The sequence below is a fragment of the Nonomuraea sp. NPDC001636 genome, from assembly GCF_040298265.1.
GTDB lineage: Bacteria > Actinomycetota > Actinomycetes > Streptosporangiales > Streptosporangiaceae > Nonomuraea.
The window spans coordinates 152,459-165,896 of record NZ_JBEOZT010000024.1 but is presented as its reverse complement, the minus strand read 5'-3'; the positions used below and the strand labels follow the sequence as shown (position 1 = coordinate 165,896).

The 13,438-nt window shown below is 71.8% G+C and carries 13 protein-coding genes; all 13 read right to left on the bottom strand.

The genetic code is table 11. The features are described 5' to 3' along the window. Positions 1 to 44: 44 nt before the first annotated feature. Complete coding sequence (locus tag ABT158_RS36390) at positions 45 to 1,196, bottom strand: GNAT family N-acetyltransferase (RefSeq protein WP_352361421.1); 1,152 nt, start codon at positions 1,194 to 1,196, stop codon at positions 45 to 47. Positions 1,197 to 1,207: 11 nt separating this feature from the next. Beyond that, a complete protein-coding gene (locus ABT158_RS36385) occupies positions 1,208 to 2,863 on the bottom strand; it encodes a carbohydrate ABC transporter permease (protein WP_352361419.1) in 1,656 nt (551 codons plus the stop codon). 169 nt (positions 2,864 to 3,032) lie between these two features. After that, the gene (locus tag ABT158_RS36380) at positions 3,033 to 3,782 is read right to left on the bottom strand and encodes a YebC/PmpR family DNA-binding transcriptional regulator (RefSeq protein WP_352322550.1); all 750 of its coding nucleotides are present in this window, start codon (positions 3,780 to 3,782) and stop codon (positions 3,033 to 3,035) included. 3 nt (positions 3,783 to 3,785) lie between these two features. Then, complete coding sequence (gene pdxT / locus ABT158_RS36375; RefSeq protein WP_352361416.1) at positions 3,786 to 4,409, bottom strand: pyridoxal 5'-phosphate synthase glutaminase subunit PdxT; 624 nt, start codon at positions 4,407 to 4,409, stop codon at positions 3,786 to 3,788. Positions 4,410 to 4,456: 47 nt separating this feature from the next. After that, positions 4,457 to 5,653 carry an MFS transporter gene (locus tag ABT158_RS36370; RefSeq protein WP_352361414.1) on the bottom strand — a complete coding sequence of 399 codons (1,197 nt, stop codon included), beginning with the start codon at positions 5,651 to 5,653 and terminating at the stop codon, positions 4,457 to 4,459. 9 nt (positions 5,654 to 5,662) lie between these two features. Further along, entirely contained in the window at positions 5,663 to 6,097 is a 435-nt protein-coding gene (locus ABT158_RS36365) for a MarR family winged helix-turn-helix transcriptional regulator (RefSeq protein WP_352361412.1), read from the bottom strand. Positions 6,098 to 6,184: 87 nt separating this feature from the next. Then, positions 6,185 to 7,867 (bottom strand): alkaline phosphatase D family protein, encoded by a 1,683-nt coding sequence (locus ABT158_RS36360; RefSeq protein WP_352361410.1) that lies wholly within the window; start codon positions 7,865 to 7,867, stop codon positions 6,185 to 6,187. 191 nt (positions 7,868 to 8,058) lie between these two features. Further along, positions 8,059 to 8,976 carry a pyridoxal 5'-phosphate synthase lyase subunit PdxS gene (gene pdxS, locus ABT158_RS36355; RefSeq protein WP_352361408.1) on the bottom strand — a complete coding sequence of 306 codons (918 nt, stop codon included), beginning with the start codon at positions 8,974 to 8,976 and terminating at the stop codon, positions 8,059 to 8,061. Between the two features lie 111 nt (positions 8,977 to 9,087). Then, complete coding sequence (locus ABT158_RS36350; RefSeq protein ID WP_352361406.1) at positions 9,088 to 10,092, bottom strand: DUF3048 domain-containing protein; 1,005 nt, start codon at positions 10,090 to 10,092, stop codon at positions 9,088 to 9,090. 79 nt (positions 10,093 to 10,171) lie between these two features. Then, on the bottom strand, positions 10,172 to 10,714 hold the full coding sequence (locus ABT158_RS36345) for a hypothetical protein (RefSeq protein ID WP_352361404.1): 543 nt from the start codon (positions 10,712 to 10,714) through the stop codon (positions 10,172 to 10,174). Positions 10,715 to 10,746: 32 nt separating this feature from the next. After that, complete coding sequence (locus ABT158_RS36340; protein WP_352361402.1) at positions 10,747 to 11,877, bottom strand: glycosyltransferase family 4 protein; 1,131 nt, start codon at positions 11,875 to 11,877, stop codon at positions 10,747 to 10,749. Next, positions 11,874 to 12,782 (bottom strand): phosphatidylinositol mannoside acyltransferase, encoded by a 909-nt coding sequence (locus ABT158_RS36335; RefSeq protein ID WP_352361400.1) that lies wholly within the window; start codon positions 12,780 to 12,782, stop codon positions 11,874 to 11,876. Before ABT158_RS36335 ends, ABT158_RS36340 begins: the two co-directional genes overlap by 4 nt. Then, complete coding sequence (gene pgsA, locus ABT158_RS36330; RefSeq protein WP_352361398.1) at positions 12,779 to 13,381, bottom strand: phosphatidylinositol phosphate synthase; 603 nt, start codon at positions 13,379 to 13,381, stop codon at positions 12,779 to 12,781. The genes ABT158_RS36335 and pgsA overlap by 4 nt, the downstream gene beginning before the upstream one ends. Positions 13,382 to 13,438 lie beyond the last annotated feature (57 nt).

Genomic DNA, 13,438 nt, shown 5'->3' with positions numbered 1-13,438 from the left:
GCCGCGCACCGTGAATCGCCCGCCGCGAACGGCGGGCGGGCCCGTCAGAAGTAGTCGAGCATGTACGGCTTGGCGGCGAAGGCCGTGTCGAGCAGCTCGTCGTGCCGGTCGTCGCCGGACATCAGGCCGGTCCTGCGCAGCGTCGCGGTGGGCACGCCCGCGTACAGGGCGGAGAAGCCGCCCACGCTCAGCGCCGCGCCGCCGCCGCCTGCCGTGGCGGCCGGGACGGCCGTGCCGGAGCCGCCGGAGAACTCCAGCCGGAAGGAGCCGCCGCCGCGCAGCGGGTCGTCCACGGAGACCACGGCCCCGCCCGTGACGGCGGCGGGGAAGCCCCTGCGCGCCACGGCCGCGGCCACGTCGAGCACCCTGAACATCCAGCGCACCTGCGTGACATGGTCGGTGGAGCGCTCGCCGAGCAGCCACAGCACCGGGTCGTCGGGGGCGACCGGCGCGGTGACCTTCCTGGCGATGGACGACGAACTGCCCACCATCGACCACAGCGCCCTGGCCGTCTCCCCCGACCCGGCGACCAGGTTCTCGACGTGCATGTCGTCGCCGTTCCAGCGGTAGACGAGGTAGCCGTCGGGGGCCAGGTAGAGGAAGTCGTCCTCGTTGGACAGCCAGACGCGCCAGGCGTTCTCGTCCCAGGCGACGGGGCCGCTGGAGCGGGCCGCCTCGTGCGTGCGGTGGAGCAGGGAGACGACCTCGGCGGCGTCGCCGGGGCCCATCCTGCGCAGCTTGACCTCGCCGGACGGCCTGATGCGGCGCAGCGACTCGGCGGGCAGCGTGATCATGTGCCGGGCTCCGGCGTGCTCGTAGCCGAGCGAGCGGTACAGGGGCGTGGTGGCCGGGTAGAGCGCCGAGACGGCGTCGCCGTGGGCGGCGGCGCGGTCGATGACGGCGCGCATGACGGCGGTGCCGACGCCGTGGCCGCGATCCTCCGGGTTGACGGTGACCCCCGCGACGCCGGCCATAGGCTGCGGGCGGCCGTACCACCATTGGGTGAAGCCGCGCAGCCGGGCCGAGGCGGCGAGCCTGCCGCCCTCGAACGCGCCCAGGTAGCGGCCCTCGCCGAGCGTGGGCGTCACGGTGCGGCGCCACCGCTCGGCCTCCGCGCCGGAGATCGGGCCGAAGGAACGTTTACGCAGGTCGAGAACGTCGTCGAGGTCGTCGGGAGTGAGATCGCGAATTTCCACAACCACTCAACCTACGGGCTGGTGCGGGCGGGTCGCGATCCGTTTACGCTAACGGCGAGCCTGTCCAGGTACCGCAGCTGGGCGGCCACGACGGCGGCCAGCGCGACCACGACGACGAGCAGCGGGGTGCTCGCGCCGACGTCGGGGACGCCGTGGAAGCCGCCGAGCCGGCCCATCTGCGCGACGGGCACGGTGAACAGCTCCGGGCTCTGGGCCACGAGCAGCGGCCAGAGCACGTCCTGGGCGTTGACCAGCGTGACGGCGCCGGCCAGCACGCCCGCCATCGGCAGGGACGGCAGCAGCACGCCGCCGAAGAAGTCCCTGTCGTTCCGCTCGGCCAGCCCCTTGCACAGCAGCGTCAGCACCAGCAGCGCCGGGACGCTCACCAGCAGCGGCGGGAACAGGGCGAAGAAGGTGTCCACGAGGCGCAGGTTGCGCATGTTCTGCCAGTCGGCCACGCCGAGGGGGCCGGTGCCGACGAACAGCCAGGGGGCGAACGGCAGCAGCAGCCACTCGCTGCGCGCGCCCAGGGGACGCAGGCCGCCGATGCCGAGGGCGGCCAGGTAGGCCACGCCGACCGACACCAGCGCGCCGGCCACCGCGGGGACCCAGGTGTTGACCTGCGCGCGCAGCCCGCCGGACGCGGCGCCGTCGCCGCCCGCGAGCACGCCGGAGATCCACGGCCAGGCGCAGACCAGCCCGACGGCCACCACCAGCGCCAGCGCGACGGCCCCGGCGACGACGCCGCTGCCAGCCCGCGCCCGCCCGGACTCCGAGCCGGGGAACGCTCCACGCCGATCCCGCTTCGGGAGCACGGTGACCCGGAGGCGGGCGGCCACCGCGACGACCACCGCGGCGATGCCGAGCAGGCCGAGAAGCACGCCCGTCAGGGCCGCGACGGCCGCCCCAGGGCCGAACTGGGCCATTCTGAAGGCGAAGTCGTACTGGAGGCCCGCGAGGGTCTGTGTGGCGCGCTCAGGGCCGCCCCGGGTGAGCGCCATGCCGATCGAGAACGCCTGCGCCCCCACGGCGACGGTCGCCAGCGCCACCAGCACCCCCACCACGACCGTGGCGCGCCCGGCGGTGCCGCCGCGCAGCGCGGGCAGGAACGCCGTCAGCGCCAGCGCGCACACCACCCCGAAGGTGGCGGCCACGACGACGAGCCGCAGCGTCCCCGGGGCCGTGGCGGGGTCGCGCAGGCCCTCGGCCAGCGTGGCGATGCCCGGACCGTCGGGCGACGCCCCCCGCAGCCAGGCCGCCGCCACGCCGATCGGCGAGAACGTGACGATCGCCAGCGACGACACGACCAGGCCCGCGCGCCGCAGCGGCGGGCCGCCCCGGTCGAGCGCCAGGGCGAGCAGCGGCCCCACGACCACGGCCACCAGCAGCGGCCCCACGGTCAGCGAGAGCGTGAACCCGAGCGCCCGCCAGAACTCCTCCCCGCCCAGTACCTTGCCGTAGTTGTCCAGGCCCACGAACCTGCTCGGCTGCAGCACGCCGCCGCTGTGCAGGCTGAGCACGATCGTCTGGACCGTCGGCAGGACCAGCGTGATCAGGGTGCCGAGCAGCGCGGGCACGGCCAGCAGCCAGCCCAGCGCGCGGTAGGACGCAGGGGGCCGGGCGGCCGGGGGCACGGGGACCGGGGTCGGTGGGATGGGGGAATTCACGTCGCCCGACCCTAGCCGCGTCGGGGCGCGGGCGCACGCGTAACGGCCGGGTGGGCATTTGGTGTCGAACACCCGCGAGCCCGGCAAGTGCCAGGTCACGGGCGGAAACCGGCCCCGGGAAAGAGTGAGGGCCCGGGGGGCGCGCCCCCGGGCCCTCGGTGGCGCGGGATCAGTCGAGGGCGGCCAGGACGTCGTCGGAGACGTCGAAGTTGGCGTAGACGTTCTGGACGTCGTCGCTGTCCTCCAGCGCGTCGATCAGGCGGAACACCTTCTTGGCGCCCTCCTCGTCGAGCGGCACGCTCATCGTCGGCAGGAAGCTCGACTCGGCCGAGTCGTAGTCGATGCCGGCCTCCTGGAGCGCCTTGCGGACCGGCACGAGGTCGCCGGCCTCGGAGACGACCTCGAAGGAGTCGCCCATGTCGTTGACCTCTTCGGCGCCCGCGTCGAGCACGGCCATCAGGACGGTGTCCTCGTCGAGGCCGTTCTTGGGCACGATCACGACGCCCTTGCGGTTGAACATGTACGACACCGAGCCCGGGTCGGCCAGCGAGCCGCCGTTGCGGGTCAGCGCGACGCGGACCTCGGAGGCGGCGCGGTTGCGGTTGTCGGTGAGGCACTCGATGAGCACCGCGACGCCGCCGGGCGCGTAGCCCTCGTACATGATGGTCTGCCAGTCGGCGCCGCCGGCCTCCAGGCCGCCGCCGCGCTTGCGCGCCCGCTCGATGTTGTCGTTGGGCACGGAGTTCTTCTTGGCCTTGAAGATGGCGTCGAAGAGGGTGGGGTTGGCGTCCGGGTCAGGGCCACCGGTCCGTGCCGCCACCTCGATGTTCTTGATGAGCTTCGCGAACAGCTTGCCGCGCTTGGCGTCGAGCGCGGCCTTCTTGTGCTTCGTCGTCGCCCATTTGGAGTGGCCGGACATTACCTAGAGCTCCCTCACCATGTCTACGAAGTAACGGTGCACGCGCGTGTCCCCGGTCAGCTCGGGGTGGAACGAGGTCGCGAGCAACGGCCCTTGACGGACCGCGACGATCCTATCCCCAGGCTCGGCCGTGCCCAGCACCTGAACGTCAGTGCCGATCGATTCCACCCACGGAGCACGGATGAACACAGCGTGTACGCGTTCGCCCGCGAAGTCCAGGTCCGACTCGAACGAGTCCACCTGGCGGCCGAAGGCGTTGCGCCTGACCACCATGTCGATGCCGCCGACGGTCTGCTGGCCCTCGATGCCGTCCTCGATGCGATCGGCCAGCATGATCATGCCGGCGCAGGAGCCGTAGGCGGGCAGGCCCTCCTTGATCCGCATCCGCAGCGGTTCCAGCATGTCGAAGGTGTCGGCGAGCTTCCACATGGTGGTCGACTCGCCGCCGGGGATCACCAGGCCGTCGACCGCGTCGAGCTCGGCCGGGCGGCGCACGGCGACGGCCGACGCGCCGGCCTCCTGGAGCATGCGCGCATGCTCGCGCACGTCTCCCTGGAGAGCGAGTACACCGATCGTGGGCACAGCGATCCTTCCGTTAAGGTCCGGTTTCCGACAATTCAACACCATGATGGCCCGGCATCTTCCTACCAGAGCACTCTGGCGTAAAAGCGCGGTCAGGCGGCGGCCTGGACGGCGTCCACGCGGGCCAGGGCGCTCAGGTGGTGGCGGCGGGCGTACAGGAAGGCCATGCCGATCGCGCAGCAGGCGGCCCCGACGACGTAGGGGACGGCGATGCCGATCTCCTCGCCGAGCTTGGTCGCGACGAACGGCGCCAGCGCGCCGCCCATCCAGCGCACGAAGTTGTACCCGGCCGAGGCGACGGGCCTCGGGGCGTCGGAGACCTCCATGGCCGACTCGGTGAAGACGGTGTTGTTCAGCCCGATCGGGATGCCGGACAGGACGGTGAACACGATGATCCCGGCGTGCGCCCCGGCCGTCCCCGACACGGCGATGCCGACCTGGAAGAGCGCGAGCAGGCCCAGGGCCAGGTGCAGCACGTTCACCGAGCCGATCCTGCGCTGCAGCGGCGGCGCGCCGAACACCGAGGCCAGCGCCACGCAGACGCCCCAGCCGAAGAACACCGCGCCGATGCCGTACGGCGACATGTGCAGGATGAACGGGGTGAAGGCGAGGATCGTGAAGAAGGCGAAGTTGTAGAACAGGGCGGTGAAGGCGGTCGTGGACAGCCCGCCGTGGGCCAGGGCCCGGATGGGGGCGCTGAGCCTGGTCTTGACCGCGGGCCTCGGCCCCGTCCTGAGCAGGGTGGCGATCAGCACGAAACCGGCGGCCATCAGCGTGGCGGTGCCGAAGAACGGCGCCCGCCAGTTCCAGTCGCCGAGCAGCGCGCCGACCAGTGGGCCGGCGGAGATGCCGAGCCCGAGCGCGGCCTCGTACAGGATGATGGCCGACTCCGCGCCGCCGCTGGCCGCGCCGACGATGACGGCCAGCGCGGTGGCCACGAACAGGGCGTTGCCGAGGCCCCAGCCGGCGCGGAAGCCGACGAGCTCGGCGACGCTGCCGGAGGTGCCGGCCAGCGCGGCGAACACCACGACCAGCGCCAGCCCGGCCAGCAGCGTGCGCTTGCCGCCGATGCGGCTGGAGACCCAGCCGGTGATCAGCATGGCCACGGCGGTGACCAGGAAGTAGCTGGTGAACAGCAGGGACACCTGGCTGGGCGTGGCGTGCAGCCCTTGGGCGATGGAGGGCAGGATGGGGTCGACGAGGCCGATGCCCATGAAGGCCACGACCGCGGCGAACGCGGTGGCCCAGACGGACATCGGCTGGCGCAGGATTCCGCCGCCGGTTTGCATGTGGTCCCCTTACTGGGTGGTTCTGTCGATGCCGAGCTTGGCCAGGACCGGCAGGGCCGCCGCGAGCACGTCGCGCTCGTCGTCGGTGAGCGCGGCCAGGTCCTGGGCGAGGCGGGCGATCCTGGCCCGGCGCACGGCGTGCAGCCGGTCGCGGCCCTCGCCGGTGAGCTCGACCGTCCTGACGCGGGCGTCGGCCGGGTCGGAGCCGCGCGCCACCAGGCCCGCGTACTCCAGCCGGTTGATCTGCACGGTCATGGTCGGCAGCTGGACGGCGTGCTCCTCGGCCAGCTCGGTCATCCGGCGCGGGCCGTGTTCGAGCGAGCCGAGCACCGCGTACTGCTGGGTGGTGACGGGCTGGCCGGCGCTGGAGCGCCGCAGCAGCAGGACCAGGTGGCGCAGCACCTTGGAGACCTGCTCGGCCATCTGGGTGGGATCGTCCCTCATACTTAGCCCAACTAACTTAGTCTGGCTAATATTCCGGGCGAAGAAAAGGCGGCGTCCCAGCCCCCGGGGACGCCGCCTGCCTCAGGGCTACGGGCGTTCGGTCTCCAGCCGGACGGTGTCCTCCACCGTCACCTGCTTCCTGGCGCCGATCGCCGGGTCCAGCGGCCGCAGGTACGTCTGCCGCACCCCCGGCACCCGGTCCTCCACCACGAACGTCGCCCGCGTGTACGCCTGCGCCCCAGGCTCGCGCACCTGCGGCACGACCTTGAAGTCGGCCGTGAGCAGGTCGCGCTCGATCTTCGTCAGCACGTATCCGCGCTGGTTGTTGTAGAACTTCAGATGCGGGTTGATCGTCAGGTACGGATGCGTCGCCGGGTCGGAGTCCGCGCCGTCGCCGCCCGTGGTGATGGAGGTGGCCACGAGTTCCGAGCCCACGGTGGGCCCGGTCGGGTCGTCGTAGTCGAGCTTGAGGTCGCTGGCCCAGTGGGCGTGCACGTCGCCGGTCAGCACCACCGGGTTGCGCACCTCGGCGTCCACCCAGCCCTGGGTGATGCGCCGGCGGGAGGCGACGTAGCCGTCCCAGGCGTCCATCGAGGTGATCTTGGCGGGGCCGGCGTTGTTGTCGCGCTGGGCGAAGAACACCTGCTGGCCCAGGATGTCCCACTGGGCGCGTGAGCGGTGGAAGCCGTCGATCAGCCACTGCTCCTGCGCCGCGCCGGTGATCGAGCGCGCCGGGTCCACGGCGGCCGGGCAGTCGCGGTAGCCGTCGCCGCAGCCCTGGTCGTCGCGGTACTGGCGGGTGTCCATCATGTGGAAGGTGGCCAGCCTGCCCCACCGGATCCGCCGGTAGAGCTGCATGTCGATGCCGCGCGGGATCGACGTGCGGCGCAGCGGCATGTTCTCGTAGTAGGCGCGGAAGGCGGCGGCGCGGCGGGCCAGGAAGTCCGGCTGGGGCACCTCCGGCTTCTCCGGCACCTCGTCGGCCCAGTTGTTGTCCAGCTCGTGGTCGTCCCAGACGACCAGCCAGGGCGCGGCGGCGTGCGCGGCCTGCAGGTCGGGGTCGGCCTTGTACTGGGCGTGCCGCTGGCGGTAGCCGGCCAGGGTCTCGGTCTCGGGGCCCTCGTGGTCGCGGACGTTGCCGCCCGGGATGGTGTAGGTGTCCTTGGTGTACTCGTACTGGTAGTCGCCCAGGTGCAGGATCAGGTCCGGGTGCTCCTCGGCCAGCCTGCGGTAGGAGGTGAACCAGCCGTGCTCGTACTGGGCGCAGGAGACGAAGGCCATCGACAGCGCGCCGCCGTAGGACAGCGGGTGCGGGGCCGTGCGCGCCCGTCCCATGGGCGAGACGTACGGGCCGACGCGGAAGCGGTACCAGTAGTCCCGGTCCGAGCTCAGCCGGTCGACCTCGACGTGCACGCTGTGCCCCCACTCCGGCACGGCGACGGCCACCCCCGACCGGACGACGCGGCGCCCGCGCTCGTCGGCGTAGACCTGCCACCGCACCGGGAACGGGCGCTGCGGCATGCCGCCGAAGCCGTCCTCGGCCAGCGGGTTCTGCGCCAGCCTGGTCCACAGCACGAACCCCTCGTGGTCGGGGTCGCCGCAGGCCACGCCGAGCGTGAACGGGTCGGTGGACAGCCCGCGCGAGGCCAGGGCCGCGCCGGTCTCCGCGGCGGGGTCCGGCTCGGCGCTCGCCGCCGTGGCGGGGATCGCCGCGGCGGCGCCCGCCGCCAGGCCGGTGACCAGGAAGTGCCGTCGGTTCAGCTGGGACACGGTGCGCTCCTCGGGACGATCAAGGGTGAGGGACGCCCGTAGCCTGACCGAGTCTCATGACAGGCCGGTGAACCGCGGACAACACGAAAGAGGCGACATTCTTCGCGAATGCCGCCTCTTACGAAGCTTTTCATCGTCACATGACGATCATGGACCTACGGCGGGCCGCCGGCCTGCGGCGACGCGCCGGTTCACCAGCCGCGCTCGGCCAGCCGGTGCGGCTGCGGGATCTCGTCGACGTTGATGCCGACCATGGCCTCGCCGAGACCGCGCGAGACCTTGGCGACGACGTCGGCGTCGTCGTAGAACGTGGTGGCCTTGACGATGGCCGCGGCGCGCTTGGCCGGGTCGCCCGACTTGAAGATGCCCGAGCCGACGAACACGCCCTCGGCGCCGAGCTGCATCATCATGGCGGCGTCGGCCGGGGTGGCGATGCCGCCCGCGGTGAACAGCACGACCGGCAGCTTGCCGCTCCTGGCGACCTCGGCGACCAGCTCGTAGGGGGCCTGCAGCTCCTTGGCGGCCACGTAGAGCTCGTCCTCGGGCAGCGTGGTGAGGCGCTTGATCTCGGCGCGGATGGTGCGCATGTGGGTGACGGCGTTGGAGACGTCGCCGGTGCCGGCCTCGCCCTTGGAGCGGATCATGGCCGCGCCCTCGGTGATGCGGCGCAGGGCCTCGCCCAGGTTGGTGGCGCCACAGACGAAGGGCACGGTGAACTGCCACTTGTCGATGTGGTTGGCGTAGTCGGCCGGGGTGAGCACCTCGGACTCGTCGACGTAGTCGACGCCGAGCGACTGCAGGACCTTGGCCTCGACGAAGTGGCCGATGCGGGCCTTGGCCATGACCGGGATCGACACGGCGGCGATGATGCCGTCGATCATGTCGGGGTCGCTCATCCTGGACACGCCGCCCTGGGCGCGGATGTCGGCGGGCACACGCTCAAGGGCCATGACGGCGACGGCGCCGGCATCCTCAGCGATCTTGGCCTGCTCGGGGGTGACGACGTCCATGATGACGCCACCCTTGAGCATCTCGGCCATGCCGCGCTTGACGCGGGCCGTTCCGGTGACGGGGGTGCTTTCAGGCGTGCTGGACAAGGTCTTCCTCACGGGCTCTCAGGGCGGACGGTAAGTTATCAAACCCATCGTAGGTCCTGATGGACCCCTCCCCCGACATGCCACGATGTCAGGATTTGCCGCTCAAGTTATACAGAACGGTCATCAAGGGGTGACGGGCTTGCGGCTGGCGAGCGCGATCCAGACCTGGCCGGGGGCGAAGTTCATCGGCTCGCCGCTCTCAGTGGTGAACGTCGTGCCGGTCTCCTCCGATTCCCGTTCCCAGTTGGCCGCGTAGGCTTTGCCGTCGCGCAGCACGACGGCCTTGCCCTTGCCGGTGGTGTGCACGAGCGGGGTGTAGCTCTGGTGGAAGTCGTGGAACTGCGAGCGCTCGGTCTTGGTGTACTGCACGACGATCGTGGGCGCGCCGAGCTGGCCGCCCTCGGCCGCCATGTCCTTTTTGCCGTCCTGCCAGATCAGCCACTGCTTCTTGGCCTCCGACCAGGCGAAGGTGAAGCGCGCCGCGGGCCACCTGACGGTGTACGACTTCTTGTCCACGCCGCCCTCGGCGGGCGCGTCGCCGAAGGTGAAGCCGATGTCCTTGGCCTCGGTGGCCTTGGGCGCGCCCGACAGCAGCTTCTTGGTGTTGGCGAACAGGTTGTAGGGGGCGTAGCGGCCCGGCTGGCGGAAGTAGGCGCCGGGGTTGCGGGTGTCGCCGACGTCGTACAGCGGGGCCTTGGCGATGAACGGCAACATCTTGGTCTGCGCGCCGGAGTAGGCGAACGCCGGCTTGCCGAACTGCGGGACGAGGTGCAGGTCGGAGATGCGGGCGCTGCGCACCGGGCCCACCTTCGCCGGGATCTTCGAGGAGAAGATCGCCATGAGCCGGGTCAGGCCGGCCTCGACCTGCTCGACGTAGACGACGTCCGCGCTCTTGAGCCCGAGCTGGGGCTTGCCCGCGGCGGTGTTCTCGATCTTCACCGCGAGCACCGGCTTGAGCTCCTCGAAGGGCTGCCCGGTGAACGGGTGCCCCTCGGCCTTCTCGGTGGGCTCCTCCGAGGGGGCGGCCGTGGCCGCCTGCGGCGCCTTGCCGGACGCGGGAGGCTCGTCGGACGAGCAGGCCGCGACGGGCCCGAGCACGGCCGCCCCTGCCAGAGTCACCGAGATCATCCGGGATAGCCGCACCTTGCAACAACTCCTCGCCTTTGCCCAGAAATCGGGAGAAGCTTACCGGCCTCCCCACATTTGGTCATTCAAGCGACATAGTTGCGGGCGGATTGTCATCAATCTCGAAGAATTCCGGGAACTCGGTGTGACCGGCCAATCGCAGCGTCCTGGCCAGCCAGCGCCGCTGCGCCGTACGGGTGACCCCGACTGCGTTGTTGTAGAACCGGCGCGAATAGACGACCTTGGCCACCGCGGCGTCGAGCTCCTCCAGCAGGTCGCCGCCGCCGGGCGCCTCGGCCAGCTTCTCCCGGAAACGCTCCTGGTCCACCGCGGCCCGCAGGGCCCGCGACAGGTCGCTCTCGGCGTGCTCGCGCTCCTCGGGCCCGGCGATCCTGGCCTCGTGGGCGGCGGCGGCCAGCACCAGCGAGGTCGCGGGGTCGAGCAGGCGTGAGCCGGCCAGTTCGAGCACCACGGCCCGGCGCCGCATGAGCGCGGCGTCCAGCGCCTCGCGGGCCAGTTCGAGCCTGATGTGCAGGCGGTCGAGCCGGCCCGCGCGCCAGGAGATGTAGACGGCCGTGAGCACGACGACGATGCCCACGATCAGCACGATCATGGTGGATGTCACAGCGGTTCCCTACAGGAGCTCTCGGCAGGCGGTCACAGGTCTTCCTCCACCCGGCCCGCGCCGCTGGTGGTCACCGTCTCGTAGACGCGCACCACGTCGCGGGCGACCGTGGACCAGTCGTACTTCCTGACCGCCACCAGCGCCTCGGCGGCCAGTTTGGCACGCCGCTCGGGGGCGTCGAGCAGGGCGGCGGCCTCGCGGGCGAGCGAGGCGGCGTCGCCGTTGGCGAACAGCGCGCCGGCCTGCCCCTCGCCCAGCACCTTGCGGAAGGCCGGGATGTCGCTGGCCAGCACCGTCGCCCCCGAGGCCATGGCCTCGGCCAGCACGATGCCGAAGCTCTCGCCCCGGGTGTTGGGGGCGCAGAACACGTCGACCGAGTGGTAGGCGCGGATCTTGTCGGCCTCGCTCACCATGCCGAGCACGGTGACCCGCTCGTGGAAGGGCTTGGGCACCTTGTCGTAGACGTCCTTGGCGTCGCCGGGCCCGGCGATGAGCAGCTTCAGGCCGGGACGCTCGGCGGCCAGGGCGTTGAAGGCGTCGAGGAGGATCGGCAGGCCCTTGCGCTCTTCGTCCATGCGGCCGAGGAAGCCGATCGTGGCGCCGTCGGGGCCCCAGCCGGGCAGCGGCTCGGCCTCGGTGTAGCGGGCCACGGTCACCCCGTTGGGGATCAGCACGGTGTCGCCGCCGAACTGCTCGACCAGGCTCTTGCGCGCCGCGTCGGAGACCGCGATGCGGCCGCTCAGCTTCTCCAGCGCGCTGCGCAGCAGCGGTTCGGCGACGGCGATGGCGCGCGAGCGGGTGAAGGAGGCGTGGAAGGTGGCCACGATCGGCCCCTTGGCCGCCCAGCAGGCCAGCACGCCGAGGCTCGGGATCAGCGGCTCGTGGATGTGCAGCACGTCGAAGTCGCCGGTACGCACCCAGCGCCGCACCCGCGCGGCCGACAGGAACCCGAACGACATCCGGGCCACCGACCCGTTGTAGGGCACCGGCACCGCCCGGCCGGCGCCCGTCACGTACGGGGGCAGCTCGTCGTCGTCGGCGGCGGGCGCGATGACCGAGACCTCGTGCCCCTGCGCCATCAGCGCCTGGGCCAGGTCGTCGATGTGCTGCTTGACCCCGCCCGGCATGTCCCAGGAGTAGGGGCAGACGATGCCGACCTTCATCGCGGCAGGTCCTCCAGCCAGAGCCGCTGCAACATGTGCCAGTCCTCCGGGTGCTCGGCGATGCCCTTCTCGAAGACGTCCGTCATGGCCTGGGCGACGGCCGCCACCTTCTCCTGCCGGGTGCCCTCGGCCGGCACCGGGATCTCCTCGTGGATGTGGATGCCCCAGTCGTCGCCCACGAAGTAGACGGTGGCCGGCAGCAGCGCGGCGCCGGTCTGGACGGCCAGCAGCGGCGGCCCGGCCGGCACCTTGGTGGCGGCGCCGAAGAAGCGCACCTCGATGCCGCTCTTGGTCAGGTCGCGCTCGGCGGGCAGGCAGACCACGCCGCCCTTGCGCACGCGGCCGGCGAGGGTGCCGAAGTTGTGGCCGTCGCCGCCGGTGAGCGGCAGCACCTCCATGCCGAGCCCCTCGCGGAAGGCGACGTAGCGGCGGAACAGCGACTCGGGCTTCAGCCGCTCGGCGACCGTGGTGAACGGGTGGCCGACGCCGACCAGCCAGGCGCCCGCCGCGTCCCAGTTGCCCATGTGCGGCAGGGCCAGCACCACGCCCCGGCCCGCGGCCAGGGTGTCGTGGATGTGCTCGGCCCCGATGACGTGGGTGCGCCGGACGATCTCCGGCCGCGGGATCGAGGGCAGGCGGAAGACCTCGTGGAAGTAGCGGAAGTAGGAGCGCATGCCGGCCCTGCTCAGCTCGCGCAGCTCCGCGCTGCCGGCGTCGATGCCGGTGACCCTGGCCAGGTTGGACTCCAGGCGGCGCACGGACTTGCCGCGCTTGCGCCACACCCGGTCGGCCAGGAGGCGGAAGACCGCCGCCGTGGGCCGCTGGGGCAGCAGCGGGACCAGCTTCCAGCCCGCCGCGAAACCCGCCGCCACGATGCGGTCGCCGATGGAGGTCTTCTCGCTCATCGCTCCCTCGTCTGCCGGTGGACGTGCACGACCCGCTGCACGACGGTGATGGTGGAGGCCGCCGCCAGCAGCCACATCCCGAGCGGCAGCACGTACGGCACCCCGACCCCCGAGAAGAAGGTCGCGACCAGGGCCACGACCAGCCGCTCCGGACGCTCGGCCAGCCCCACGTCCGCTGTGAGCCCGAGGCCCTCGGCCCTGGCCTTGGCGTAGGAGACCAGGGACCCGGCGACGAGGCAGGCCAGCGTCACGCCGGCCATCAGCGTGTCGCCCGCGGCGACGAAGTAGAGGATCAGGCCGGCGAAGATGGCGGCGTCGGCCACCCGGTCGAGCGTGGAGTCGAGGAAGGCGCCCCAGACGGTGCCCCCCTTGCCGCCCAGCCGGGCCACGACGCCGTCGAGCAGGTCGAACAGCACGAAGACGGTGATGAGCAGCGCCCCCCAGGCCAGATGGCCCAGCGGGAACAGGAGCAGGGCCGAGATCACCGTGCCGAGGGTGCCGATCGCCGTGACGGCGTTCGGGCCGATCCCGCGGCCGACGAGAGCCCTGCCCAGCGGGGTGAGTATCCGGGTCATGGCCGGTCGCAGGAGTTTGAGCATCGCGGTCCGATCGTAGGCCATCACGTGAGCGGCCACTTTCTTTGCCCCGCACCCCTT